This is a genomic window from Sphingorhabdus buctiana, from assembly GCF_042680825.1.
GTDB lineage: Bacteria > Pseudomonadota > Alphaproteobacteria > Sphingomonadales > Sphingomonadaceae > Sphingorhabdus_B > Sphingorhabdus_B buctiana.
Window position 1 is genome coordinate 255,024 of sequence record NZ_JBHUEL010000002.1, and the last position, 24,673, is coordinate 279,696.

22 protein-coding genes are annotated in these 24,673 nt (G+C 57.4%); 9 read left to right on the forward strand and 13 right to left on the reverse strand.

The window, feature by feature from the left end; all coding sequences use genetic code 11:
• Positions 1-37 precede the first annotated feature (37 nt).
• The gene (locus ACFSAG_RS01720) at positions 38-1,015 is read left to right on the forward strand and encodes an NAD(P)H-dependent flavin oxidoreductase (RefSeq protein ID WP_374615237.1); all 978 of its coding nucleotides are present in this window, start codon (positions 38-40) and stop codon (positions 1,013-1,015) included.
• Positions 1,016-1,051: 36 nt separating this feature from the next.
• Here ACFSAG_RS01720 and ACFSAG_RS01725 read toward each other — a convergent pair whose 3' ends face one another.
• From ACFSAG_RS01725 to miaA, 5 genes are all read right to left on the reverse strand, one after another.
• Complete coding sequence (locus ACFSAG_RS01725) at positions 1,052-1,669, reverse strand: YceI family protein (RefSeq protein ID WP_381510868.1); 618 nt, start codon at positions 1,667-1,669, stop codon at positions 1,052-1,054.
• 78 nt (positions 1,670-1,747) lie between these two features.
• Positions 1,748-2,767 (reverse strand): ketol-acid reductoisomerase, encoded by a 1,020-nt coding sequence (gene ilvC, locus ACFSAG_RS01730; protein WP_381510871.1) that lies wholly within the window; start codon positions 2,765-2,767, stop codon positions 1,748-1,750.
• 43 nt (positions 2,768-2,810) lie between these two features.
• On the reverse strand, positions 2,811-3,326 hold the full coding sequence (gene ilvN, locus ACFSAG_RS01735) for an acetolactate synthase small subunit (RefSeq protein ID WP_374615234.1): 516 nt from the start codon (positions 3,324-3,326) through the stop codon (positions 2,811-2,813).
• The gene (locus ACFSAG_RS01740; RefSeq protein ID WP_381510873.1) at positions 3,326-5,071 is read right to left on the reverse strand and encodes an acetolactate synthase 3 large subunit; all 1,746 of its coding nucleotides are present in this window, start codon (positions 5,069-5,071) and stop codon (positions 3,326-3,328) included. Before ACFSAG_RS01740 ends, ilvN begins: the two co-directional genes overlap by 1 nt.
• Before the next feature lie 99 nt (positions 5,072-5,170).
• The gene (miaA, locus tag ACFSAG_RS01745) at positions 5,171-6,109 is read right to left on the reverse strand and encodes a tRNA (adenosine(37)-N6)-dimethylallyltransferase MiaA (protein ID WP_381510874.1); all 939 of its coding nucleotides are present in this window, start codon (positions 6,107-6,109) and stop codon (positions 5,171-5,173) included.
• On the opposite strand from miaA, the gene serB reads away from it, so the two are divergent.
• Both serB and ACFSAG_RS01755 read left to right on the forward strand, forming a co-directional pair.
• Positions 6,108-7,022, forward strand: a complete 915-nt coding sequence (serB, locus tag ACFSAG_RS01750; protein WP_381510876.1) for a phosphoserine phosphatase SerB — start codon at positions 6,108-6,110, stop codon at positions 7,020-7,022. The genes miaA and serB overlap by 2 nt on opposite strands.
• A gap of 52 nt (positions 7,023-7,074) precedes the next feature.
• On the forward strand, positions 7,075-7,593 hold the full coding sequence (locus ACFSAG_RS01755) for a superoxide dismutase family protein (protein ID WP_381510878.1): 519 nt from the start codon (positions 7,075-7,077) through the stop codon (positions 7,591-7,593).
• On the opposite strand, the gene ACFSAG_RS01760 is transcribed toward ACFSAG_RS01755, so the two are convergent.
• Positions 7,590-8,219 carry a murein L,D-transpeptidase catalytic domain-containing protein gene (locus ACFSAG_RS01760; protein ID WP_381510880.1) on the reverse strand — a complete coding sequence of 210 codons (630 nt, stop codon included), beginning with the start codon at positions 8,217-8,219 and terminating at the stop codon, positions 7,590-7,592. The genes ACFSAG_RS01755 and ACFSAG_RS01760 overlap by 4 nt on opposite strands.
• Positions 8,220-8,468: 249 nt before the next feature.
• On the opposite strand from ACFSAG_RS01760, the gene ACFSAG_RS01765 reads away from it, so the two are divergent.
• The 4 genes from ACFSAG_RS01765 to ACFSAG_RS01780 all read left to right on the forward strand — a co-directional run bounded on the left by ACFSAG_RS01765 (position 8,469) and on the right by ACFSAG_RS01780 (position 13,075).
• The gene (locus ACFSAG_RS01765; RefSeq protein ID WP_381510881.1) at positions 8,469-9,197 is read left to right on the forward strand and encodes a L,D-transpeptidase family protein; all 729 of its coding nucleotides are present in this window, start codon (positions 8,469-8,471) and stop codon (positions 9,195-9,197) included.
• Between the two features lie 88 nt (positions 9,198-9,285).
• Positions 9,286-9,735 carry a MerR family transcriptional regulator gene (locus tag ACFSAG_RS01770; protein WP_374615228.1) on the forward strand — a complete coding sequence of 150 codons (450 nt, stop codon included), beginning with the start codon at positions 9,286-9,288 and terminating at the stop codon, positions 9,733-9,735.
• Between the two features lie 27 nt (positions 9,736-9,762).
• Positions 9,763-11,562 carry an acyl-CoA dehydrogenase C-terminal domain-containing protein gene (locus tag ACFSAG_RS01775; protein ID WP_381510884.1) on the forward strand — a complete coding sequence of 600 codons (1,800 nt, stop codon included), beginning with the start codon at positions 9,763-9,765 and terminating at the stop codon, positions 11,560-11,562.
• Between the two features lies 1 nt (position 11,563).
• Positions 11,564-13,075, forward strand: coding sequence for a phospholipase D-like domain-containing protein (locus ACFSAG_RS01780; protein WP_381510886.1), 1,512 nt, complete (start codon positions 11,564-11,566; stop codon positions 13,073-13,075).
• A 499-nt stretch (positions 13,076-13,574) separates the two neighbouring features.
• Here the strand turns inward: ACFSAG_RS01780 and cysK are convergent, their stop codons facing one another.
• A complete protein-coding gene (cysK, locus tag ACFSAG_RS01785) occupies positions 13,575-14,495 on the reverse strand; it encodes a cysteine synthase A (protein WP_381510888.1) in 921 nt (306 codons plus the stop codon).
• On the reverse strand, positions 14,492-15,820 hold the full coding sequence (locus ACFSAG_RS01790; protein ID WP_381511262.1) for an MFS transporter: 1,329 nt from the start codon (positions 15,818-15,820) through the stop codon (positions 14,492-14,494). The genes cysK and ACFSAG_RS01790 overlap by 4 nt, the downstream gene beginning before the upstream one ends.
• Before the next feature lie 171 nt (positions 15,821-15,991).
• On the opposite strand from ACFSAG_RS01790, the gene ACFSAG_RS01795 reads away from it, so the two are divergent.
• Entirely contained in the window at positions 15,992-17,734 is a 1,743-nt protein-coding gene (locus ACFSAG_RS01795) for a DUF885 domain-containing protein (protein WP_381510890.1), read from the forward strand.
• A gap of 35 nt (positions 17,735-17,769) precedes the next feature.
• Here ACFSAG_RS01795 and ACFSAG_RS01800 read toward each other — a convergent pair whose 3' ends face one another.
• The gene (locus ACFSAG_RS01800; protein ID WP_381510892.1) at positions 17,770-18,453 is read right to left on the reverse strand and encodes a PilZ domain-containing protein; all 684 of its coding nucleotides are present in this window, start codon (positions 18,451-18,453) and stop codon (positions 17,770-17,772) included.
• Between the two features lie 155 nt (positions 18,454-18,608).
• Entirely contained in the window at positions 18,609-20,918 is a 2,310-nt protein-coding gene (locus ACFSAG_RS01805) for an ATP-dependent helicase (protein WP_381510894.1), read from the reverse strand.
• A 64-nt stretch (positions 20,919-20,982) separates the two neighbouring features.
• On the opposite strand from ACFSAG_RS01805, the gene ACFSAG_RS01810 reads away from it, so the two are divergent.
• The gene (locus tag ACFSAG_RS01810) at positions 20,983-22,260 is read left to right on the forward strand and encodes an MFS transporter (RefSeq protein WP_381510896.1); all 1,278 of its coding nucleotides are present in this window, start codon (positions 20,983-20,985) and stop codon (positions 22,258-22,260) included.
• Here the strand turns inward: ACFSAG_RS01810 and ACFSAG_RS01815 are convergent.
• From ACFSAG_RS01815 to ACFSAG_RS01825, 3 genes are read right to left on the reverse strand one after another with little or no spacing between them, the layout of a single operon-like run.
• Positions 22,225-23,136, reverse strand: a complete 912-nt coding sequence (locus ACFSAG_RS01815) for a DMT family transporter (RefSeq protein ID WP_381510898.1) — start codon at positions 23,134-23,136, stop codon at positions 22,225-22,227. The genes ACFSAG_RS01810 and ACFSAG_RS01815 overlap by 36 nt on opposite strands.
• Positions 23,133-23,687, reverse strand: coding sequence for a 16S rRNA (guanine(966)-N(2))-methyltransferase RsmD (gene rsmD, locus ACFSAG_RS01820; RefSeq protein WP_381510900.1), 555 nt, complete (start codon positions 23,685-23,687; stop codon positions 23,133-23,135). Before rsmD ends, ACFSAG_RS01815 begins: the two co-directional genes overlap by 4 nt.
• Positions 23,684-24,586, reverse strand: coding sequence for a pseudouridine synthase (locus ACFSAG_RS01825; protein WP_381510902.1), 903 nt, complete (start codon positions 24,584-24,586; stop codon positions 23,684-23,686). Before ACFSAG_RS01825 ends, rsmD begins: the two co-directional genes overlap by 4 nt.
• Between the last annotated feature and the right edge of the window lie 87 nt (positions 24,587-24,673).

Consider the following 24,673-nt stretch of genomic DNA (forward strand, 5'->3'; position numbering starts at 1 on the left):
CCGCTTAATCACGTGATTAAGCGTTAGGGAGTTCGCGATGTCTTTGCCTGCCATTTTTGATAATCTTCGCCTGCCGGTGATCGGTTCACCGTTGTTCATTGTATCCGGTCCGGAACTGGTGATCGCGCAATGCAAGGCGGGGGTTGTTGGCAGCTTCCCGGCGCTCAATGCACGCCCCGCGAGCCAGCTCGACGAATGGCTTCACCAGATTACCGAAGAGTTGGCAGCGCACAACCGTGACAATCCTGATCGTCCGGCGGCTCCCTATGCGGTGAACCAGATCGTCCATCGTTCGAACAACCGCCTCGATGAAGATGTCGCAATTTGCGCCAAGTGGCAGGTGCCGGTCACGATCACGTCGTTGGGGGCTCGTGAGGACCTGAACCAGGCGGTACATGCATGGGGCGGCATAACGCTCCATGACGTCATCGATGATCGTTTTGCACGCAAGGCTATCGAGAAGGGGGCCGATGGCCTGATCCCTGTCGCTGCCGGTGCCGGTGGCCATGCCGGAACGACTTCGCCATTTGCGCTGATGCAGGAAATCCGCGAATGGTTCGATGGCCCTGTTGCGCTGTCCGGTTCGATTGCGCATGGCCAATCAATCCTGTCGGCGCAGGCAATGGGCGCAGATTTTGCCTATATCGGTAGCGCCTTCATCGCGACCAAGGAAGCCAATGCGGTCGAGGGCTATAAGGAAAACATCGTCGAGGCGAAGGCCAGCGACATCGTTTATTCAGACCTGTTCACCGGCGTGCATGGCAATTACCTGCGGCAGTCGATCGTCAAGGCTGGCATGGATCCGGATAACCTTCCCAAGGGTGATATCAGCACCATGAACTTTGGCTCCGGCGGCAATACCGAAGCCAAGGCCTGGAAAGATATCTGGGGTTCGGGCCAAGGAATTGGCGCGGTTAAGGAAGTGCAGTCGGTTGCGGACATGGTCGATCGTTTGGAGCGCGAATATCGTGCTGCGAAGGAGCGACTTGACAAGGTTTACCGCAAGGGGTGGTAAGTCGGGTATCGCCCCTGCATTGCAGGGGCGCGCCTTTCAGCCTTCCTTTTCGAAGGCTACACTGATCCGCAATTTCACGTCGTCACCCACCATCGGGACATATTTGGTCATGCCCCACTGGCTGCGTTTGATGGTCGTGGCGGCATGAAAGCCCAAGGTCGCTTTCTTGTTCATCGGATTGTTGCCGGCACCTTCGAACCGTGTTTCGAGTTCGACTGGCTTGGTCACGCCCAACATCGTCAAATCGCCTTTGATTACCGCCTTTTGGCCGTCGACCTTGACGCTGGTTGAAACGAAGCGGGCAGTTTCAAATTTGGCGATGTCAAAGAAATCGGGCGTTTTGAGGTGGTCGGTCAGGCCTTGGCTCGATGTCGCCACCGATGCGATCGGGATGGTGACATCCACCTTTGCCGCTGATGGATTGGCGGGGTCGATCTGCAGCGTGCCCGTTACATCACCGAACAGACCGAAATAGTCATTGAAGCCGAAATGATTCACCTGCCAGTTGACCTGAGTATGTCGGCTATCGACGGCATATGTGCCGGCGGCCACCCTGGCCGTATCTGCAACGCCCGGGAGCTGGGGCTTATCGCCCTGCTGAGCCAATAGTGGAGCTGCAACGATGAGGGGAAGGGCGATCAGGAACTTGCGCATGTGAGGCTCCAACTGAAAGGGGGACGGAGCAAATGTCGCTCCATCCCCCTGAAAGTCAACAGCTTTGCGGCAGAGCGCTTAGTTCTTGGCTTTGTCGACCAGCTTGTTCTTTGCGATCCAAGGCATCATCGCGCGCAGGCGGGCGCCGGTTTCTTCGATGGGGTGCGCGGCGGCCGCTTTGCGGGCGGCTTTCAGTTCGGGCTGGCCGGCACGGTTATCGAGCACGAAATTCTTCACGAAACGGCCTGACTGGATGTCTTCCAGAACCCGCTTCATTTCCGACTTGGTTTCTTCGGTGATGATGCGCGGGCCGGTGGTGATGTCACCATATTCAGCTGTGTTCGAGATCGAATAACGCATATTGGCAATGCCGCCTTCATACAGCAGGTCGACGATCAGCTTGGTTTCGTGGAGGCATTCGAAATAGGCCATTTCAGGCGCATAACCAGCCTCGACCAGCGTTTCGAAACCTGCCTGGATAAGATGGGTGATGCCGCCGCAAAGCACGGCCTGCTCACCGAACAGGTCGGTTTCGCACTCTTCACGGAAATTGGTTTCGATGATGCCCGATCGACCGCCACCAACGGCGCTGGCATAGGCAAGTGCGACATCATGTGCGTTGCCCGATACGTCTTTGTCGACTGCGATCAGGCAGGGAACGCCGCCGCCTTTTTGATATTCGCTGCGCACGGTGTGCCCGGGGCCTTTGGGCGCGATCATGATGACGTCGAGGTCGGCGCGCGGCTCGATCAGGCCGAAATGGATATTGAGGCCGTGTGCAAAGGCGAGCGCAGCACCCTGCTTCATATTGGCGTGCAGGTCATCTGCATAGATGGCCGCCTGATGTTCATCGGGTGCGAGGATCATGACGACATCGGCCCATGCAGCAGCGTCGGCATTCGAAAGCACCTTGAAGCCTGCGCCTTCGGCCTTGGCAGCAGTGGCGGAACCGGGGCGCAGGGCAATTGCCACTTCCTTGACGCCACTATCGCGCAGATTCTGCGCATGCGCGTGGCCCTGGCTGCCATAGCCAACAATCGCGACCTTCTTGTCCTTGATCAGGCCAAGATCGCAGTCTGCGTCGTAATAAACCTTCATGATATTCGCTTTCCTGTTTTGAAGTGTTGGCCAGAGGCCTGAATTAGCTTGCTTCGCTGCCGCGCATCAGCCCGACGATGCCGGTGCGCCCGACCTCGACCAAACCCAGTTCGCGCATCAACGCAACAAAGGTATCGATCTTGTCGGGTCCGCCGGTGATCTCGAAAATGAAACTCGAAACGGTCGCGTCAATTACGCGGGCACGATAGATGTCGGCCAAGCGCATTGCTTCGACCCGTTTGTCGCCCGCACCAGAAACCTTTACCAACGCTAGCTCGCGTTCGACATGCGGGCCTGCATCGGTGAGGTCGGTAACCTTGTGCACTGGAACCAGGCGTTCGCATTGGGCGATGATCTGGTCGATGACCTGCGGCGGACCCTTGGTGACAATGGTGATGCGGCTGATCGCATGGTCTTCGGAAATGTCGGCCACGGTCAGGCTGTCGATATTATATCCGCGCGCAGTGAACATCCCGGCGATACGCGCGAGCGTACCGGCTTCATTGTCGACGGTGAGCGTCAGCACGTGCCGCTCGGCAAATTCTTCCTTGATATGCATTATACGAGCGCCTTCGCTTCGTCATCCATTGTTCCCGACACTTCATCGGAGTGCAGGATCATTTCGGTGTGCGCTGCTCCTGATGGGATCATCGGGAAGCAGTTGGCTTCCTTCGATACGCGGCAGTCGAACATGACCGGGCCATCATAGGCCAGCATCTCGGCAATGGCATCATCGAGCTTTGCCGGATCGTCGCAGCGAATGCCCTTCCAGCCATAGGCTTCAGCCAGTGCAACGAAATCGGGCAGGCTGTCCGAATAGCTGTTCGAATAACGGCTTTCATAGGTCAATTGCTGCCACTGGCGAACCATCCCCATCCATTCGTTGTTGAGGATGAAGACCTTGACCGGCAGGCGATACTGGCTGGCAGTGCCCATTTCCTGGATGTTCATCTGGATCGATGCTTCGCCGGCAATATCGATCACCAGCGCATCAGGATTGCCCATTTGCGCGCCGATCGCTGCGGGCAGGCCATAGCCCATCGTGCCGAGGCCGCCGCTGGTTAGCCATTTGTTGGGCGCATCAAAATGGAAATGCTGTGCTGCCCACATCTGGTGTTGGCCAACCTCGGTGGTGATGATCGGTGCTTTGTCCTTGGTCAGCTCGTACAAGCGCTCAATCGCATATTGCGGCATGATCTCGGATTGGCTTGCCGGATAGTTGAGCGAGCCGACCGAGCGCCAGCCCTTGATGCGCGCCCACCATTCATCCAGATTCTGTGGCTGCAGTTTGCGGCTGTTCCAGATGGTGATCATCTGGCGGATAGCTTTGCCGACATCGGCAACAATCGGCAGGTCAACCCGTACGGTCTTGTTGATCGAACTGCGGTCGATATCGATATGGATCTTGGTGCTGCCCGGTGAGAAAGCATCGAGACGCCCAGTCACGCGATCGTCAAAACGTGCGCCAAGGCAGAGCATGACGTCGCACTGGTTCATCGCCATATTGGCTTCATAGGTGCCGTGCATGCCCAGCATGCCGAGCCATTGCTGGTCCGAAGCAGGGAAGGAGCCCAAGCCCATCAAGGTCGAAGTGACCGGTGCACCCGAAAGCGCGGCCAGTTCGCGCAATGCAGCGCTGGCATCCGGCCCTGAATTGATGATGCCTCCACCGGTATAGAGGATAGGCGCCTTTGCCTTCGCGAGCAGTTCAACTGCCTGCGTAATCGCCGCAAAATCGGCTTCGCCTGCCGGAGCGTAGCGTTTCGCAGCGTTGACGCCATGGCGGTCAAATTCGGCCGTTGCGACCTGCACATTTTTCGGAATGTCGATGACGACGGGGCCGGGGCGACCCTGGGTGGCGATATGGAAAGCTTCTGCAACCACCGCGCCCAATTCAGATGGATCCTTCACCAGATAGTTATGCTTGGTGCAGTGACGCGTGATGCCGATCGTATCAGCTTCCTGGAAGGCATCTGAGCCGATCAGGTTGGTCGCAACCTGGCCGGTGAGGCAGATCATCGGAATCGAATCCATGAAAGCATCGGCGATGCCAGTTACGGCATTGGTTGCGCCGGGCCCTGAGGTGACGAGCACGACGCCCGGCTTCCCGGTTGAACGCGCATAGCCTTCAGCCGCATGGGCTGCACCAGCTTCGTGGCGCACAAGCACATGGCGGATCTTCGGATGCTGGAAAAGCGCGTCGTAAATCGGCAACACGGCGCCGCCGGGATAGCCGAAAACGGTGTCCACACCCTGCGCGAGCAGGGCTTCGATCAATATGTCTGCGCCGGATTTTTCGGCCACTTTTCCTGTCCTTCAAACAAACGAAGCCCGCCTATTGCTGCATCGCAACAAGGCGGGCAAGTGCGGGCTGTTACGGATTAGAAAATGGCATGTCAACAGTTAAAATTGTAATAATCTTTCAATTTGGCCTAAATCGGAGTCATTTAATGCCTCTATCCAGCGCGACCAATCCTTGGGAGGTTGGTTCCTGAACCAGGTATATTGCCGTTTTGCATATTGGCGGGTGGCGGCTTGCCCGCGCGACACCGCTTCGGCCCGGTCGATTTCTCCATTGAGCATTGCCGAGATTTCCGGAACCCCGATCGCGCGCATCACCGGTGCGTCAGCGGGGAGATTGAGCGCCAAAAGCGACCGCACTTCGTCCACGGCGCCTTGCTCCATCATTTGCTCAAAACGCTGGTCGCATCGTTCATGCAGCCAATCACGTGGAGGCAAAAGGATCAGCGGACGCAGATTGACCTCATCGGCGATCCCGCCTTCGAGACGCTGGCGCCAATCGATGATGCTGGTGCCCGTCGAACGGATGACTTCAAGCGCGCGTTTTACGCGGCTATCATCATTGGGTGAAAGGGCCGCTGCGCTTGCCGCATCCTCCTCCAGCAATGCCCGATAGGCGACGTCTGTGGGAAGGGAACGGACCACCCTGCGCTTTTCTGGGTCGATTTCGGGGATCGGAGCGATGCCATATAGCAATGTGCGAAGATAAAGCCCGGTTCCGCCGACCAGCAGCGGCAGCCGCTCTTCGAGCCAGGCCTGTTCGATTTCGGTTTTCGCATCTTGCGCCCAACGCGCCGCCGAACAGGTATCGCGCCCATCGAGATATCCGAAAAGCTTGTGCGGCGCGGTCGCCATTTCCGTGGCGGCGGGTTGTGCACTCAGGATTGGCAAATGCGCATAAACTTGGGCGCTATCGGCGTTGATAACCGTCACAGGCTGCTTTTGGGCAATGTGAAGTGCCAATGCGGTCTTGCCGCTGGCCGTCGGACCGGCAATAAGCGCCAATCTTTTGCCCCCGGGCCTGTTTTGCGGATTCGTCATGACTTCAGCTTCTTCCACAAATATTGCCACACTGATAGCGGCTGATCGCCTTGAAACGGGGGCAATTTCCGAAGCAGAAGACCGGTTGCGCACTGTAGGGGGAGAGCCGGAAGGACATCACTGGCTCGAAACCGGTAAGGCGATCGACCTTTCATTTGGCGGCGATATCGCGGCTGTGCGGCAGGCTTTGCAGCCGCTTGAAGGCCAGTTCGACATTTGCGTCCAACCCTCAACGAACCGCAGAAAGATGCTGCTGGTTTCGGATATGGATAGCACGATCATTACGGTGGAATGTATCGATGAATTGGCCGATTATGCCGGCATCAAAGCAGAAATCGCCGAAATCACGGAACGCGCGATGCAGGGCGAACTGGATTTCGAAGGCGCGTTGCGCGGGCGTGTGGCGCTGTTGAAAGGTCTGCATCGCGATACCATCCGCCTGTGCATCGAGGAACGGGTTCGATTGACTCCCGGTGCCGATATATTGCTGGCGACGATGCGGGGCTGGGGCGCGCACGGGCTTCTCGTTTCGGGCGGCTTTACCGATTTCGTCGCTGCCGTCGTCGAGATGGCGGGTTTTGACAGCATGGCCGCAAACCGCCTGGGCATTTCGGGCGATTATCTGGATGGAACGGTGGACGGAGCTATCGTCGACGCGCAAGAGAAAGCGCGCCAACTGCATCAGGCGCGCCAGCAGCTTGGGCTGGCATCTGAACTGGTGCTCGCCGCAGGTGATGGAGCCAATGATATTTTGATGGTCGAGGCAGCGATTGACGGGGGTGGCATCGGCGCGTCTTACCGTGCAAAAGCTGCATTGGAAGCCAAAGCGAATTTTGCGATCCGACATAATGATTTGACCGCATTGCTGTTCGCGCAAGGCGCGCCACGCGAAGAATGGCAAACGGTCGATTGAACCCTCAAGCTGCCAATGGCAGTATCAATTGAGTCCATCTAGGAGCACAACTATGCGCATATTTCCGCTTTTTGCAGGTCTGGTTCTGGCAGGTTGTGCAACCTCGCAAATGGATAACGCCACAGAGGTGGCGACTGCGAAACTGTATCGCGGCGATGGAAGTGAGGCGGGCGTTGCTAAACTGGTACGCAAATCAGATGGCATTTCTCTTGAAATCGCAGCTGCAGCGCCTGGCCAGGGAAGCTTTGGAATGCATCTTCATGCAGTCGGCAAATGTGACGGCCCGGATTTCAGCTCTGCAGGGCCGCACTGGAATCCCGCGGGCAAACAGCACGGCCACGATAATCCAGCCGGCGCACATGCTGGAGATTTTCCCAATCTCGTCAGCAATGCTGAAGAACGTATCCTGTTCAACGGCCCAGTTGAAAGCGCGGGCTGGGAAGGAGAGGGGGCACTATTCGATGCGGATGGTGTCGCGGTTGTCATCCATGAAAAGGCGGATGACTACAAAACTGACCCGAGTGGCAACAGCGGAAAGCGGATTTATTGCGGGGTTTTCACCCGCGGCTAAAGCTTGTCAGCGTAAAGCAATGAACCCGGCGCAAGCTGCGACAGTACTTGCCCGATATCATCGAACGAAAAGGCAAAGCAGCCCTGGCTGCGCCCGACCTTGCCTTGCGTCGCAACCAGCGATTTGCTCACGTAGCGGGCAGGGTGAATAACGATCGCGCGGTTTTCGGCCTGATCATTTTCCGGATCGAGCCCAATCAGGCGGCGCGATGCGCCATATTTGCCGATATAGCCCTCGCCAATCAGGTAAGCCCCAGACGATGTCGCCTCCGATCCCGGAACATTGGAGAATTGCTGCAATCGGCCGCTATGCGTACGATCAGAGCCAATGCCATGTGACACCAGCAATGTCGTATTGTTGCCGTTAAGCAGGTTGAACAAATGGAAACGCGGCAGACCGGATGGCTGGGAAAAATCGGCTATCGCGAGCATGTCGCGACTGAAAATCTTATCGCCGTGCCTCGCCAGCGCAGCCCCTGCGCGTGCAAGCAATCGTGGATCCAGTTCGACTGCGGCAGTCGACTGGGCATAGGCGCCAGCCAGCGGAAATGAGGCGCAGGCGACGCCTGCACCTGCAAGAACGCTGTTCCGGATAAATTGGCGACGACCCACCTGTTTCATTGACATCAAGGTAAGCGACAAGCCTTACCAATAGAAGTATCGCATCCGCATTTCAGCGCAAAATTGCGGCATTTCGCCTTAGGCCTTCGTTCTAAGCAGCCTTTGCCAATCCGGTTAAAACGCGACGAAATGGGGCTTCAATTGTGCAATTCCATTTGATTTTTGAGCGTTTTTTCAGCATATCAACTGCAAGTGTGTAATAATGTTATCAAACAGGGCTTCACAATGCTTGCGTTAAATTTGCGGCGACTTGCCATGGGTGGTTTGGCGGTAATGCTGGCCGCATCGGCGCAGGCGCAAGTGCCTTCGGCTCCGAACGATCCTGCGGTTGTGGTTGCTCCCCAAGCGACGCCCATCCCCGCAACCGAAACCCCTCCGGTTGACGTTCCGACACCGCAAACTGACCCTGTGGCGCCGCAACCTGTGCCGCAGGTTGAGCCCCAGCCAGAACCGAAACCAAAGCCGGTTAAAAAGGGCCCGCCCGACAGCCTCAAACCGGGGCAATTCGTATGGGAAAAGCGGGATTCCTATGCAAACCCACTGCGCATGGTGATCGTCCTGGATATCCAGCGCATGTATGTATTTGATGGTGACGACCTGGTCGGGTTCACCACCGTTTCCACAGGCAAAAAAGGCAAGGAAACGCCCACCGGGGTGTTCAACATCCTGCAGAAAAAAGTTTACCACGAGTCCAATATCTACGCCAACGCGCCAATGCCCTTCATGCAGCGGCTGACATGGGATGGGATTGCGCTGCATGAGGGCTATAACCCTGGCTATCCGGCTTCGCATGGCTGCATCCGCCTGCCGAAGATTTTCGCCAAGGCGTTGTACGATGCGACAGTGATGGATGGGCAGGTGGTCATCCTTGAAAGCCTTTCAAAGCCTCTGCCCAAGCCGCAACCGGCACCAGAAGCTCCTGTTGAACCAGCGCCGACTCCATCCGAGCAGCCGACACAGCCGTCGCCACTAACCAAAAAATGAAGCTTTCCCCTAGGGAAGGGGATGTTGACGTTTACGCTAACGTAAACTAGAGTCGCGGCAGCCTCTAAAGGGAGAAGGTGGCGCGGCAATGAGCAATATGATGGCAAACGGGAAACCGGCAGATGCGACGATCGAGACACCCGATGCGCTCGGCCGTGAAAGCTACACGATTTCCGACCTGTCGGCCGAGTTCGATGTAACTGCGCGCGCGCTTCGCTTTTATGAGGATCAGGGATTGATCTCTCCTGAACGGCAGGGATTGGCGCGGATCTACTCCAAGCGCGATCGCGCCCGTCTGGCCTGGATTCTTCGTGCAAAGCGCGTCGGATTCAGCCTTGCCGAAATCCGTGAAATGATCGATCTTTACGACTTGAACGATGGCCGCAATGTCCAGCGCCGCGTTACGATCATGAAATGCCGGGAGCGGGTCGAACTGCTCAAAAAGCAACGGCAGGATCTGGATAGCGCAATCGCGGAGCTGACCGAATTTGTGAACCTGGTCGAAAAAGTCGAAGCCGAGGAAACCAAGGCAGCCTGATCTGCCTTTTGACAATCAGAGGACCATATGCCGCAATATAAGGCGCCGCTGCGCGATACGCTTTTCATTCTCAACGAAGTTCTGGGCATCGACAAATATGCCAATTTGCCGGGTTTCGAAAATGCCAGCGCCGATATGGTCGAGGCGATCCTGACCGAAGGCGCGAAATTTGTCGAAAATGAGCTTTTCCCCCTGAATGTCGTGGGCGACAAACAAGGGTGCACCCGTCATGCCGACGGTTCGGTGACAACGCCCGATGGTTTCAAGGAAGCGTATAAGGCCTATTGCGAAGCCGGCTGGGGCACGCTTTCGGCACCTGTCGAATATGGCGGGCAGGGCATGCCGCACATCCTGTCGATGGCGTTCGAAGAATATATGGCCAGTTCGAACATGGCATTCGCCATGTATCCCGGGCTGACGCATGGTGCGGTATCCGCAATCCTCGTCAAAGGCAGCGAGGAGCAAAAGGCGACCTATGCGCCCAATATGATCAGCGGCAAATGGACGGGTACGATGAACCTGACCGAGCCGCATTGCGGCACCGATCTTGGCCTTATCCGTACAAAGGCCGTGCCGAATGGTGACGGCAGTTATGCGATCACTGGTACCAAAATCTTCATCTCGTCAGGCGATCACGACCTTGCCGAAAATATCATCCACCTAGTTCTCGCAAAAACGCCCGATGCACCGGACAATGTGAAGGGCATCTCGCTCTTCATCGTTCCCAAATTCATCGTAAACGAAGATGGGTCGCTTGGCGCGCGCAACACACTCGGCTGCGGCTCGCTCGAGCACAAAATGGGCATCCATGGCAACGCAACCTGCGTGATGAACTATGATGGCGCGACCGGTTATATGGTCGGCGAGGAAAACAAGGGCCTAGCAGCCATGTTCATCATGATGAACATCGCACGACTGGGCGTGGGCCAACAGGGCCTTGGCGTGGCCGAAGTGGCCTATCAAAACGCCGTGCAATATGCGCATGATCGCCGCCAGGGCCGCGCCTTGACTGGTCCGCAGGACACCAGCGAAAAGGCCGACACCTTGTTCGTCCATCCCGACGTGCGCCGCATGCTGATGGACTCAAAGGCGTTTACCGAGGGTATGCGCGCGCTTTGCCTTAACGGTGCCTTGCTTGCAGACTTGATACACAGCGGCCAAACCGAAGAAGAGCGCGTTGCAGCTGACGACCTGCTTTCGCTGCTAACCCCGGTCATCAAAGGTTATGGCACCGACAAGGGCTATGAAGTCGCGACCAATGCACAACAGGTCTATGGCGGCCATGGCTATGTTGGCGAATGGGGCATGGAACAATATGTCCGCGATGCCCGCATCACCATGATCTATGAAGGCGCCAATGGGGTTCAGGCGATGGACCTAGTCGGTCGGAAGCTCGCGCAAAATGGCGGACGTGCTGTGCAGGCCTTCTTCAAACTGGTCGATGACGAATGCGCTGCCGTCAAGGGTTCCAAGCTCGAAGATTTTGCGACAAGGCTTGAAAAGGCCAATGGCGAACTCAAGGCCGCAACGATGTGGTTCATGCAAAATGGTATGGCTAATCCCAATAATGTGGGTGCGGGTGCGCACCACTATATGCACATCATGGGCATCGTAGCGTTGGGGCTGCAGTGGCTGCGCATGGCAACCGCTGCCCAAGCTGCACTCGATGCGGGTTCGGGTAACGCCAAATTCTACGAAGCCAAGCTGGTAACGGCGCGTTACTTCGCCGAACGCTTCATTCCTGATTGCGGTGCCCTGCGCCGCAAGATTGAAGCGGGCAGCGAAGCCGTAATGGCGCTGGAGCCGGAGATGTTCCAGGCGGCCTGATATGGCATCCGGGCCATCCGCCGAAGCGACGCCCGTCGTTCGAGAAGGGCATAATTGCTGGCGGATCGCCCGGGCCAATCGCGTATCGGTGGTGGTCGATGCCGCTGATTATTTCCATTTCGTGCGCGAGTTGTGCGAGGAAGCACAGAATCTGCTGCTATTCATCGGCTGGGATTTCGACACCCGCATAGCGCTCGAGCCTGGCGATCGCTCGCGACGGTACCGGCTTTCAACCTTTTTCCTAAGGCTGGCGCGGAAAGACCGGCATCGGCAGATTGCCATTCTCAAATGGCGCTTTGGCGCTTTGAAACAGTTTTTGATCCCGACAAGTGCGTGGACATTGGTCCGCTGGGCGACCACCCGGGCTATCCGCTTTCGCTTTGACGGGGCGCATCCAGCAGGCTGCAGCCACCACCAAAAGATCGTTGTTGTGGATGACAGCATCGCTGTGTGCGGCGGCATCGATCTCGCCTGCGGCCGGTGGGATACGCCGCAGCATCTGGACGATGATCCCAAGCGCCTGTTGCCCAATGGCAAACCGCATAAGCCGTGGCATGACATCACCATGCTGATGGATGGCGATGTGGCGACTGCACTGGGCGAGCTGGCGCGGGATCGTTGGGCAGTTGCCGGGGGCAAACCATTGCCAGAGGTTCGTAAGGTCAATCCCAAATGGCCAGACGATGTTTCGGTGCTGTTTGAAAATGTCGATCTTGCAATTGCCCGTACCCGTGCCTGCTATGGCGAAGTGGAAGAGGTGCGCGAGATTGAGAAACTAACCCTCGACATGATCGCTGCCGCACAGCGCTTTATTTATATTGAAAACCAGTATCTTACATCCGCAAAGATTTCTGCCGCCATCGCCACACGAATGGCGGAAGCCAATCCCCCCGATGTGGTCGTTGTGATGCCGCGTTCGGGGGAAGGGTGGCTCGAGCAAATGGCGATGGATGCTGCGCGCGTGCAGCTGGCACGAGCGATTGGGAAGGTCGATAAGGGCGACAGGTTTCGCATCTATGTGCCGCTGACCAAAGGCGGCGAGGACATTTATGTCCATGCCAAGCTGATGATAGTCGATGACAGGATCTTGCGGATTGGTTCCGCCAATCTGAACAACCGCTCGCTGGGTCTGGATAGCGAATGCGATATGGTGCTCGATGCGGCCTTGCCCGCCAACCACGGGTCTGAAAAAGCGATATCCGAATTGCGCACGCGATTAATGGCTGAGCATCTTGGCGTCGAAGTGGAGGCTGTCGCAGCCCAAATGAAGACGTGCGGATCGTTGGTGGAGACGATCGAAACGCTTCGCGGCCAAGGCAAAACGCTGGAACTGCTCGATCTCGAAAAGCCCGGTCCGCTCGACGAGCTGATTGCCGAAAATGAACTGCTCGATCCCGAGCATGCGGATGGCTTTTTCGAGCCGTTGCAGCAACGGGGTTTACGCCGGCGCTGGCGGGAGGGAAGGGCGCGAATAGCAAAAAGGCTCGTGCGTCGCAGGGCGACGAACCGTTAGCCTGCGCTCCACTTGCGACAGTCGGAATGCGACGGGCGGTTAATCCCGATGCACCATTCCATTCAACGATTGCTGCTGTTCAACTGCTCCACTTCATAGAAAAACGCGTTCCGACAGGGGGTTGTGAGAAAGAGGAGCAACCGATGTCGATGAGCCGGAAATGGTCGCAAAACCCGATGGCGTGGGCCGCTGCAATGGCGCTCATACTGCCTTTTGCTGTGGGTGCCGTGCATGCTGCGGAACCCGCCAAACAAACAGCGCCGTCTGACGCACCGGTTCCACCGCCAACAATTGATAGCGATGGAGATGGGAAAGCAGATGCATGGGATCGCGATGGAAATGGCAAGGCTATGCCTGGGATACCAATGGCGATGCCAAGCCTGATCAGTTCGATGATGATGGCGACGGCAAGCCTGACGTCAGGCGCTAAAGTTATCAGGCCCGCGGGTCGCTAAGGGACGGGCCGGAGCCGGGGCGGAGTAATCCGCCCCGGTGTCTTTTATTCCACCGGCAGGAAATCGGGAACCGACAGATAGCGTTCGCCGGTATCATAGTTGAAACCCAGAACGCGGCTGCCAGTCGGGAGCTCCTTCAGTTTCTGGCTGATCGCGGCGAGCGTTGCGCCGGAGGAAATGCCGACGAGCATGCCCTCTTCACGCGCCGCACGGCGGGCCATTTCCTTCGCATCTTCGGGATCGACCTGGATCACACCGTCGATCAACTGGGTATGCAGGTTTGCCGGAATGAAACCTGCACCAATGCCCTGGATCGGGTGAGGGCCCGGCTGGCCGCCGCTGATCACGGGCGATAAAGTGGGTTCCACGGCATAGACCTTCAGATTGGGCCATGCTTCCTTCAAAACCTTTGCGCAGCCAGTGATATGGCCACCGGTGCCAACGCCGGTAATCAATACATCGATTGGGCTATCCTTGAAGTCGGCAAGGATTTCAGGTCCGGTGGTGCGGACATGGACGTCCACGTTGGCGGGGTTTTCGAACTGCTGCGGCATCCATGCGCCGGGGGTGCTTTCGACCAGTTCAATCGCGCGCTCAATCGCGCCCTTCATGCCCTTTTCTCGCGGGGTCAGGTTGAATGTCGCGCCATAAGCAAGCATGAGCCGCCGACGCTCAACCGACATGCTCTCGGGCATCACCAGAACCAACTTGTAGCCTTTGACCGCTGCGACCATTGCCAGGCCAACACCGGTGTTGCCGCTGGTCGGCTCGATGATAGTTCCACCGGGTTTAAGGCTGCCATCCTTTTCCGCCGCTTCGATCATGGCAAGGCCAATGCGATCCTTGATCGAACCGCCCGGGTTGGAGCGTTCGGATTTGATCCAGACTTCGGCATCGCCAAACATCCGCTGCAGGCGAATATGCGCGCTGTTGCCTATGGTTTCGAGGATGGAGTTGGCCTTCATGTGCGAGGTTCCTTTGCTTCACGAAATTGCGGCTCAAACGTCCGTGCGTTTTTGAGTTCGGGGAACAGTTTGGCCCAGATACCGGTGATGAGGATAGCGCCTGCGCCGCCGAATACAACCGCGCCGACGGGGCCAAGCAATGCTGCGGCAAAACCAGATTGCAGCTCGCCCAATTCGTTGGAAGCCGAAATCGCCAGACCGGAAACTGAGCTGACCCGGCCGCGCATGGCGTCAGGGGTGTTGAGCTGCACCAGCGAACCGCGGACATAAACCGAAAGCATGTCAGCCGCGCCCAATATTGCCAACATCGATAGCGCCACCGCCATCGATGCACCCATATCGAGCCAGTCGATTTCGGCATTGCCGAACAGGTGCTCACCAATGATGTGCGAGTAACCAAAGCCGATGGTGGCAATGCCGAATACGACGACCGCCCAAAGCATCTTGGCACCGACATTGTGCTTCAGCGGTTTGAAGGCGAGATAGATGGCGACGATCGCTGCGCCAAATGCTGGAGCAGCACGAAGCTGGCCCAATCCATCTGGGCCGACATGAAGGATATCGCGCGCATAAACGGGTAACAGCGCGGTAGCGCCCGCGAGCAACACAGCGAACAGATCTAGCGTAATGGCACCAAGCAGAAAACGTTCGGACCAGGTATATTTCATCCCCTCAACCATCATACGCACCGGATGCTTTTTCTCGTCCATTGGTGGCGGATATACTGGGCGGACAGTCGAAATCGCGATGCTGGAAAGGACCAGCAAGCTAACCGTCATCCAATAGGAGCCAGCGGCATTTTGCGCATACATCAAGCCGCCGACAGCAGGGCCGATCACCGAAGCGCTTTGCCACGCAATCGAACCAAGCGCGATCGCGCGGGGCAGGGATTCGGGGGGGACGATATTGGGCGCGATTGCCGCCATCGAAGGGCCAACGAAAACACGGGCTACACCGTGCAATGCGGCAAGCAGGAACAACAGCGGCAGGTTTAGCGCATCGTTATAGGTCAACAGGCCAAGTGTCAGCGATGCACCTGCATCGACCATATTGGCAAAGATCGCGACCCTGCGGCGCTCGAACCTGTCGGCAGCCCAGCCTGCGACGGGCGTCAACAATGCAAGTGGAATGAATTGCACCAAACCGAGCAACCCGAGTTGGAAAGCCGCCTGCTTTGGCGACATGCCATAATCGGTGCGTGCAATGTCGTAGACTTGCCAAGCGATCACGACGACCATCGACATCGTGGCAATCACCGCCATGAAGCGGGCGAGCCAATAGCGGCGGTAATCAGGTATCGCGAAAGGATGCGGTGCGGACGACATGCTCATTTGTCGCCTATCTGCTTCGCCGAAGCAGTGCAATCGCCCTGTGCTACGTCCAGCTAAAGTTGTGCTTTGCATGGCTTTCTGTGCCGCTCATCGAATTCGCTCTGGAACTCGTGGATGTTCGGGTGCAGCATCGCAGGCATCAACATGCATTCGGGGAGAAGCAGCATGAAATTGAAACAAGCGGCTTTGGCCGTGTCACTGGCCACGTTGGTGATCACCGGCGGTTGTAAGAAAGTGGACGGCGACCCTTCCGCAGTCACAGCCAATGATGGAAGCGAATGGGGAGGTTTCGTCGAGAAATTCCTCGACGGTTATTTCAAGATCAACCCCACATTCGCGGTCTATCAAGGCAAGCACGAATTTGATGGGCGACTACCCGATTGGTCGCCCGAGGGCATAAAGGCTGCGATCGCGTATCGCAAACAGGCGATCGCCGATGCCAAAGCGATCAATGCGTCCAAACTGACCGATGCGCAGAAATTCGAACGCGACTATCTGGTGCACGCGATGGAGGGTGAGCTTTTCTTCCTCGAAGATGCGGACATGCTGCACAAAAACCCGTCGGCTTATGTCGGCGTCCTTGATCCCAATGTGTACATCGCGCGCCCCTATGCGGATGCCGAAACGCGGATGAAGGCATTCATCAAATATGCCAACAATGTTCCCAAAGCCGCAGAGCAGATCAAGGCGAACCTGAAGCTACCGCTTCCTGCGACGTTTGTGAAAATAGGGACAGCAGGTTTCGGTGGTTTTGCCGATTATTACACCGGCGATGCCAAAAAGGCCTTTGCTGAAGTGAAGGACGCCGAACTGCAAAAGCAGTTTGACGAAGCGGCGACCAAAGCCGCTGCGGCAATGAAGGATCTGGCCGGCTATATCGGTTCGCAACCTGGCACCGATGGCGGCTATGCCCTTGGTGCGGACAAGTTCGCCAAAATGGTTTTGAAGACCGAAGGGGTGAATGTTTCGCTCGATGAGCTTGAAGCCATTGGCCGAGCTGATCTGAAGCGAAACCAGGATGCACTTGCCAAAGCATGTGCTGTGTACGCTCCCGGCGCTTCGATGCAAGATTGCATGAGCAAGATGGGAGCCAACAAGGCAGCCGATGGTCCTGTTGCCGAGGCGCGCCGCCAATTGCCGCCATTGAAGCAGTTCCTGATCGACAAGGATATCGTTTCTATCCCCGGCACCGAAGAGGCGAAGGTTGAAGAATCGCCGCCCTATAATCGGCAGAATAGCGCCTATATCGATATTTCCGGACCCTATGAGAAAGGTCTGTCATCGGTCTATTACATCTCTCCGCCCGATCCGACATGGGACAAGGCGACGCAGGACGGGTTTGTACCGGGCAAATATGACTTGCTAGGCACCTCGGTGCATGAGGTATGGCCCGGCCACTTCCTCAATTTCCTCCATTCGAACCGGTCAAAGTCGATCTTTGGCAAGCTGTTCGTCGGTTATGCCTTTGCCGAAGGCTGGGCACATTATACCGAGGAAATGATGATGGATGCGGGGCTTGGCGATACCACTGCTTCGCCCGAGGAAGCGGCTGAAATGAAGATCGGACAGCTCTCAAACGCATTGCTGCGTAATTGCCGCTATCTGTCCGCCATTGGTTTGCATGCGCGCGGCATGGCGGTTGCCCAGTCTGAGGAGCTGTTCAAGACGCAATGCTATCAGGATGCCGGAAACAGCAAACAGCAAGCCGCGCGCGGCACTTATGACCCAGCCTATCTGAACTATACGATGGGCAAGCTGATGATCCGTAAATTACGCGATGATTGGACCAAGGGAGACCGTAAAAAGTGGAAGGCGTTCCATGATGAATTCCTCTCGTATGGCGGCCCGCCAATACCGATGGTAAGGCAAGCGATGATGAAGGAAAAAGAGGCTAAAGCCGTCTTTTAAGCGATAAGCCCTCTCCCTATCGTGGGGAGGGGGCCTCACTTCGTGCTGCGGCCGTCCTTTGCTTCGGGTCGTGCCGAACTTTCATCCTGGTTCCAGGCCAGCCAGTTTTCGAATTCATCATAACGCAGCGGGTTTATGAATTTGACCCCCGCCTGGTCATCGCGGTTCCAGACGATCGATACTTTTCGGCGTGATAGGCCGGCGATGACAAGCGTGAGGTTTTCGGTAGGTTTCAGATTGCGCACCTTGTCCAGCCGCACCCCGTTTGCCGAAATATCGATCGCTTCGCAGTGGATGCTACGTTGATCGGATTCGAGCTTGGCGGGAACCTTGCAATTATATCGCGGTAATCGCGGTTTCACGCGCGCAATCGAAATTCCGGTCTTTTTCAGAACCGCGTCCAGATCGGCTGCTTCGGTAAACTCGACACCGGCATAAGCGCCATTCTGCCAACGCACTGTACCTGCGATGGACAGGTTTGAACGGAACTCAATCCGGATTTCTTCACCAATTGAGAGTTTGGCCCTCGTCTCGATTTTTGCACCACCTGATGAGATATTGTGCACACGGCACAACAATTCCCGCCCGGCTGCATCGAGCTTCGCGACGAGCATGACTGAGATCTGCCGCGCATTCTCGCGACGATCCGGTTGTGGCATCAGAATGAAGTCGTCGACCTCGGCCGCGACTTCATTTTTGAACTCAACCCTGCTACCCAATTCCATAGCTCGACCGATCCCCAATCGACACGAATGCCATTGTTGGGAATAACGGCGGTTCCGTTGTAAAATTTATCAATTCTTATGGCTAATTTTGAAATCTTCGAAAAGCAGATTTTCCGGTATTTACTGTTTTATATTAATGGTTTGGATGATTAAGCAATCGTCACGAAGCTATCCATAACCCGTTTGCGGCCCGATTGTTCGAACTCGATTTCCAGTTTGTTGCCCTCGATATCCTCGATCGAACCATAGCCAAATTTCTCGTGGAATACGCGCATGCCGATGGCAAGGTCGCTGCGACCCTGGGCGCCAAGACCGACGGCTGGCTTGCTGACTTCCTGAACCCGTTGCGGCCGTGAGTTGAACCCGCCAGCTGTTGCGGCGCGCTGCCAACCTGGGCCGCGCGCGTTGCTCCGGCCCTGGTTTGCCGCAGCCAAATGGGCGAAAGGATCGGCCCGTTCGGACCAGTTGGCGCGCCACAGAGATGCGCCCCCGGTCATCGTCTGCTCGTTCTCAACATGCTCGGGCGGCAATTCGTCGATGAAGCGGCTGGGGATGCTGCTTGTCCACTGCCCGTAAATACGCCGGTTGGCGGCATGGGTGATGGTGCATTTCTCTCGGGCGCGCGTAATCGCCACATAGGCGAGGCGTCGCTCCTCTTCGAGACTGGCCATCCCGCCTTCATCAAGCGCGCGCTGAGAGGGGAAAACGCCATCCTCCCAGCCTGCGCAAAACACGTGATTAAATTCGAGTCCCTTCGCTGCGTGGATTGTCATGATGGTGACCGCTTCGTCGTGCGCGCCCGCATCATTATCCATCACAAGGCTGACATGCTCCAGGAAGTCGCCCAGCGTCTCATATTCCTCCATCGCACGGACGAGTTCCTTGAGGTTGTCGAGCCGTCCCGATGCTTCAACACTGCGTTCGGCCTGCAGCATTGCGGTATAGCCACTATCCTCGAGCACCAGTTCGGTTAGCGCCGACGGGGGCAGGGTGGCCGCACTATCGCGCCAACGTGCAATATCAATCACCAGATCGGACAGCGATTTGCGTGCCTTGCCGGTCAGTTCATCAGTGCCGATTATGCGGGTCGCGCCAACCGACAGTGGAACCCCTTCCGCGCGGGAAACTCGATGGATTTTCTCGACCGCCTTGTCACCAATCCCGCGCTTTGGCGTGTTGACGATGCGTTCAAAGGCGAGGTCGTCTGCAGGTTGGTTGATGATGCGCAGATAGGCGATGGCATCGCGGATTTCCGCGCGCTCGTAAAAGCGGAAGCCGCCTATAATCTTGTAATTGAGGCCGATCTGGATGAAGCGATCTTCAAATTCGCGTGTCTGAAACTGCGCGCGAACCAGAATGGCGATGTCGTTGAGCGACACCTGCTTGTACTGCAGCGCCTCTATTTCCTCTCCGATACGCCGCGCTTCCTCAGGCCCGTCCCATACACCGAGCACCCGCACCTTTTCGCCGCTGTCGAGATCGGTCCAAAGCGTCTTTCCCAACCGGCCACTGTTCGATTCAATCAGGCCCGAAGCTGCCGCAAGGATGTGGGGCGTCGAGCGGTAATTCTGCTCAAGCCGGATGATCTTGGCGCCGGGGAAATCCTTTTCGAAACGCAGGATATTGGCCACTTCCGCCCCACGCCAGCTGTAGATCGACTGGTCGTCATCGCCGACACAGGCGATATTCTTGCGCTTCTGTGCGAGCAGACGCAGCCACAGATATTGGACGGCGTTGGTGTCCTGATATTCGTCGACCAGAATATATTTGAACTTTTCCTGATACTCCTCAAGCACATCGCGGTTGTTTTTGAGCAGCGTCAGATTGTGCAGCAGCAGGTCGCCAAAATCGCAGGCGTTGAGCTCGCGCAGGCGCGCCTGATAGACGGTGTACATCGCCTGGCCCTTGCCATCGGCGTAGAGCGCACTTTCGCCTGCATCGAGGTCCGCCGGTGTCAGTCCCTTATTTTTCCATTTGTCGATCAGTGAAGCCAGGCTGCGGGCGGGCCAGCGTTTTTCATCAAGGTTGGCAGCTTCAATCAACTGTTTGAGCAACCGTAGTTGGTCGTCGGTATCGATGATGGTGAAGTTGCTCTTAAGGCCCAATAATTCGGCGTGGCGGCGCAGCATCTTTGCACCGATCGAGTGGAAGGTGCCGAGCCAGGGCATGCCTTCCACAGCATCGCCGATCATCCGCCCCATGCGCTCCTTCATCTCGCGCGCGGCCTTGTTGGTGAAGGTGACCGCGAGGATTTCCGAAGGCCATGCCAACCGTTCGGCGATGATATGCGCGAGGCGCGCAGTTAGCGCCGCCGTCTTGCCCGTGCCTGCACCTGCGAGAACCAAAACGGGGCCCTCGGTGGTCAGTACGGCTTCTCGCTGCGGCGGATTTAATCCTTCGAGCCAGAGATATTGCGGGGCAGGCGGGTTGTGAGTCACGCGCGAACGATTAGGGAACATGGGCGGCGGGGGCAATGCACTTTTCCGCTTTCCTTTGCGTGCGGGCGATGCCAGCAATGGCGGCATGACACAGTGGACAATGCAGGGCGCATCGCATAAACGCATTCTCGGCGCGGCGATGGCAGGGACAGCGGTCGAATTTTACGACTTCTACATTTTCGCGACGGCGGCCTCGCTGGTTTTCGGGCCGTTGTTCTTCCCGACGTCCAGTCCCGAAGCGCAATTGCTGCAAAGCTGGCTGACCTTCGCGCTGGCCTTCATCGCAAGGCCGGTGGGGGCGCTGGTGTTTGGCCATTATGGAGACCGGATCGGACGCAAGGCGACGCTCGTCTGGTCGTTGATGATCATGGGGGTTTCGACCTTCCTCATTGCGTTCCTGCCCAGCTATGCCGTTGCTGGCTGGATCGCTCCCTTGCTGCTGTGCATCCTGCGCTTTGGCCAAGGCTTTGGGCTTGGCGGCGAATGGGGCGGGGCGGCGTTGCTCGCGGTTGAAAATGCGCCTGAGGGCAAGAAGGCACGCTATGGCATGTTCCCGCAACTGGGCGCGCCGGTAGGGTTCATTCTGTCGAATGGCTTGTTCCTGATATTGGGCCTGATCCTTTCGGACGCCGATTTCCGCGAATGGGGCTGGCGCATTCCTTTTCTGTTGAGCGCTGCGCTCGTGGGGATTGGCCTGTGGGTGAGGCTGAAGCTCACCGAGACTCCGGCTTTCGCCGCTTCCCTGGAAGAAGCCCCTCCGCCTAAAGTGCCGGTGGCCGAGGTGGTGCGCACGCATCCGTTGCAGCTTTTTGGCGGCACCTTTGCGGCCATAGCTTGTTTCGCGATCTTCTATCTCTCGACCGCCTTCGCGCTGGGCTACGGCACAACCAAGCTGGGCATGGCGCGTGAGGATTTCCTTGGCGTGCAGCTGGTCGCGATCCTGTTCATGGCAGCGGGCATCATCGTCTCAGGCTATTGGGCAGACCGGACACGCCCGGCTTTTGTGTTAAGCTGGGGTTGTGCTGCGATGTTTGTCGCCAGTTTCACCACCGCGCCATGGCTTGGCAGTGGTAACCTGTTCCTGACCGGTGTGTATCTGTCTCTGCTGCTGTTCGTGATGGGGCTGGTTTACGGCCCGCTGGGTGCATGGCTGCCAGGCCTGTTCCCGGCGCGGGTCCGCTATACCGGCGCGTCGATCTGCTTTAACGCGGCGGGGATACTTGGCGGGGCGCTGGCGCCCAATATCGCGCTCCAACTATCGGAGCAGGGCCTTGAATATGTGGGTTACTATCTCGCTGTGATTGCCGTGCTTAGCCTGTTCGGCTTGCTACTTCTGAAATCGCGCGACGAGGCGGCCGTCTAGTATAGCCAGACCAATTGCTATCAACGCTGCCCCGACAATCTGCCCGCCCGACAGGCTTTCGCCAAGGAAGGCGATGCCAAGGATAACGGCGAGGATTGGCATGAGGAATGCCACCAACTGTGCATTCGATGCCCCCGAACGGTCGATCAGCCGGAAGTAGAGCGTATAGGCCAGCGCTGTCGAAAATAGCGCCAGCGTCAATCCCGCCAAGGTGGAATCAAGGCGCGGCGTGGCCATTGTCCAGGGCTGGTCGACCAGCACGACGACCGGCACCATCATCAACGCAGCCATCATCGTTTGACCGGTTGCAACCGCCATCGGTGTCAATTCGGTCTGCGACAGGCGTCGGCCATAGATGGCGGCAAAGCTGTAGAAGATGGTCGAGATCATGCAGGCAATCTGCGCGAGCAGGTTATTCGAAAGCCCCTTCATTGCTTCCGGACCGACCATGACGACAATTCCCGCCATGCCAATGAGCACGCCAAGGATGCGGGCAGGGGTGGCCTTTTCATCGCTGGTCAGGAAATGTGCGGTGATCACGCCCCAAAGCGGGGTGGTGGCGTTGAGGATCGAGGCGTAGCCGCTGTCGAGATATTGCTGGCCCCAGAAGAACAGGATGAAGGGCAGGGCGCAATTGAGCGCACCCACCACCGCAAGCAAGCCCCAGACGCGCGCTTCGCTCGGCAGGCGTTGACCCATTAGCCGCATCGCAATCCACATCGGCGGAACGGCGAGCACCAGGCGCATGAACACAAGAGTGATGGGCGGATAGCTGCGCAAACCAACCTCGATCAGAAAGAAGGCGCCGCCCCAAAGGATCGAAAGGATTCCGATCAGCAGCCAGCCTGTGCCATCCAGTTTCGGGCTTTGCGTCATTCAACCGTGCTTTCAGGCCGCAGCAGGGTTATCCGCGCCTTGCCAATATCGCGGATGGTATCGATCTCGAAACCCTTCACTTCGGTGTCTTCGCGATTGCCGGTTTCGATGCTGATAAGCGCGCCCGGAGCAATCCAACCCAGCCTTGCAAGTTTGTCGAGGGCAACTGAACCGGCGCCGGTGCCATAAGGCGGATCCATAAGGATCAGATCAAATGGTTTGCGCGCCGGACCCAGCATCAATGCCGATCCACGGCGGACTTCGCTTTGCGAACCTGCCCCCAATTTGGCGATGTTGCTTTCCAGCGCCTCCAGCGCCGCACGGTCTTGCTCCACGAAAACGCAATAAGCCGCCCCACGCGAAAGCGCCTCCAGCCCCAGCGCGCCCGAACCAGAAAACAGGTCGAGCACTTGCAGGCCCTCGAACGACCCAAGGCGGCTGGTGAGCATCGAAAACAGCGTTTCGCGCGTTCGGTCTGCGGTTGGGCGCGTGGTATCGCCTTTGGGTGCAACCAAAGGTCGTGAACGCCATGTCCCCGAAATGATCCTCATGCTTTCAGTGTATTCCGGAAATTGATCAGGTCGACGCGGCGAATTTCGTGCACTGCTCCTACAGGAAGGTCGGCCAGTTCAAACGGGCCATAGCGGGTGCGGATCAGGCGGCTTACCTCCAGCCCGAAATGTTCGAGCACGCGGCGGACTTCCCGATTCTTGCCCTCGGTCAGCGTCATTTCCAGCCAGCCGTTGCGACCGGTGCGCCGTTCGAGATTGGCATCGATCTTGCCATAGCGGACGCCGTCAATCTCGATGCCGTGGATCAGTTCCTCGAGCTGCGCCTGGCTGATATCGCCAAATGCGCGCGCGCGGTAAGTGCGTTCCACGCCTGTCGAGGGAAGCTCCATCTGGCGTTTGAATTCACCATCATTGGTAAGCAGAAGCAACCCTTCGGTATTAAGGTCGAGCCGCCCGATCGGCATCAGGCGTGGCAGATCCTTGGGCAGGATATCGTAAATCGTCTTTCGGCCCGAAAAATCGCGTTCGGCGGTTAGGCAGTTGGCGGGCTTGTGGAACAAATAGAGCTTGGTCGGCTCTGGCTGTTTCACCGGCTGGCCATCGACTGCGACGCCATGCAGCGATTTGAGCAAGGTCGCCGGTGTTTCCACCTTTTCGCCGTTCAGCGTGATGCGTCCGTCGGCAATCATGCGCTCAATTTCGCGGCGCGATGCGACACCGGCGCGAGCGAGCAGTTTGGCAATGCGCTCTTCGCCGTCCTTGCGCTCCAGTGCGCCCTTTGATTGGGCATCGTCGCGCTGCGGTTTGGGCTTGCGCGGTTTATCCCATTTGAGGCGAACAGGCTTTGACGCCGCTGCGCGCGGGGCGGGCTTGCCCGATGCCGGACGCTTCGAAGGCGCGCCTTTTGCAGGCGGGCGTTTGGAGGGTGGTTGAGCCATAGGCGCGCCATGCCCGAGTTGGTTCCAAAAGTCACGAGGCGGTTGCATCGGGGCTGTTAAAGACATTGGCGGTTCAGGAATTTGGCG

Excerpts from the sequence above, each read along its gene's own strand:
- ACFSAG_RS01720 (WP_374615237.1), top strand. The coding sequence starts at position 38 with ATGTCTTTGCCTGCCATTTTTGATAATCTTCGCCTGCCGGTGATCGGT.
- ACFSAG_RS01765 (WP_381510881.1), top strand. The coding sequence starts at position 8,469 with ATGGGTGGTTTGGCGGTAATGCTGGCCGCATCGGCGCAGGCGCAAGTG.
- ACFSAG_RS01805 (WP_381510894.1), bottom strand. The coding sequence starts at position 20,918 with ATGTTCCCTAATCGTTCGCGCGTGACTCACAACCCGCCTGCCCCGCAA.
- ACFSAG_RS01815 (WP_381510898.1), bottom strand. The coding sequence starts at position 23,136 with ATGACGCAAAGCCCGAAACTGGATGGCACAGGCTGGCTGCTGATCGGA.
- ilvN (WP_374615234.1), bottom strand. The coding sequence starts at position 3,326 with ATGCATATCAAGGAAGAATTTGCCGAGCGGCACGTGCTGACGCTCACC.
- ACFSAG_RS01725 (WP_381510868.1), bottom strand. The coding sequence starts at position 1,669 with ATGCGCAAGTTCCTGATCGCCCTTCCCCTCATCGTTGCAGCTCCACTA.
- ACFSAG_RS01755 (WP_381510878.1), top strand. The coding sequence starts at position 7,075 with ATGCGCATATTTCCGCTTTTTGCAGGTCTGGTTCTGGCAGGTTGTGCA.
- serB (WP_381510876.1), top strand. The coding sequence starts at position 6,108 with ATGACTTCAGCTTCTTCCACAAATATTGCCACACTGATAGCGGCTGAT.
- ACFSAG_RS01825 (WP_381510902.1), bottom strand. The coding sequence starts at position 24,586 with ATGGCTCAACCACCCTCCAAACGCCCGCCTGCAAAAGGCGCGCCTTCG.
- ilvC (WP_381510871.1), bottom strand. The coding sequence starts at position 2,767 with ATGAAGGTTTATTACGACGCAGACTGCGATCTTGGCCTGATCAAGGAC.
- ACFSAG_RS01775 (WP_381510884.1), top strand. The coding sequence starts at position 9,763 with ATGCCGCAATATAAGGCGCCGCTGCGCGATACGCTTTTCATTCTCAAC.
- ACFSAG_RS01780 (WP_381510886.1), top strand. The coding sequence starts at position 11,564 with ATGGCATCCGGGCCATCCGCCGAAGCGACGCCCGTCGTTCGAGAAGGG.
- rsmD (WP_381510900.1), bottom strand. The coding sequence starts at position 23,687 with ATGAGGATCATTTCGGGGACATGGCGTTCACGACCTTTGGTTGCACCC.
- cysK (WP_381510888.1), bottom strand. The coding sequence starts at position 14,495 with ATGAAGGCCAACTCCATCCTCGAAACCATAGGCAACAGCGCGCATATT.
- ACFSAG_RS01795 (WP_381510890.1), top strand. The coding sequence starts at position 15,992 with ATGAAATTGAAACAAGCGGCTTTGGCCGTGTCACTGGCCACGTTGGTG.
- miaA (WP_381510874.1), bottom strand. The coding sequence starts at position 6,109 with ATGACGAATCCGCAAAACAGGCCCGGGGGCAAAAGATTGGCGCTTATT.
- ACFSAG_RS01760 (WP_381510880.1), bottom strand. The coding sequence starts at position 8,219 with ATGTCAATGAAACAGGTGGGTCGTCGCCAATTTATCCGGAACAGCGTT.
- ACFSAG_RS01770 (WP_374615228.1), top strand. The coding sequence starts at position 9,286 with ATGAGCAATATGATGGCAAACGGGAAACCGGCAGATGCGACGATCGAG.
- ACFSAG_RS01810 (WP_381510896.1), top strand. The coding sequence starts at position 20,983 with ATGACACAGTGGACAATGCAGGGCGCATCGCATAAACGCATTCTCGGC.
- ACFSAG_RS01790 (WP_381511262.1), bottom strand. The coding sequence starts at position 15,820 with ATGTCGTCCGCACCGCATCCTTTCGCGATACCTGATTACCGCCGCTAT.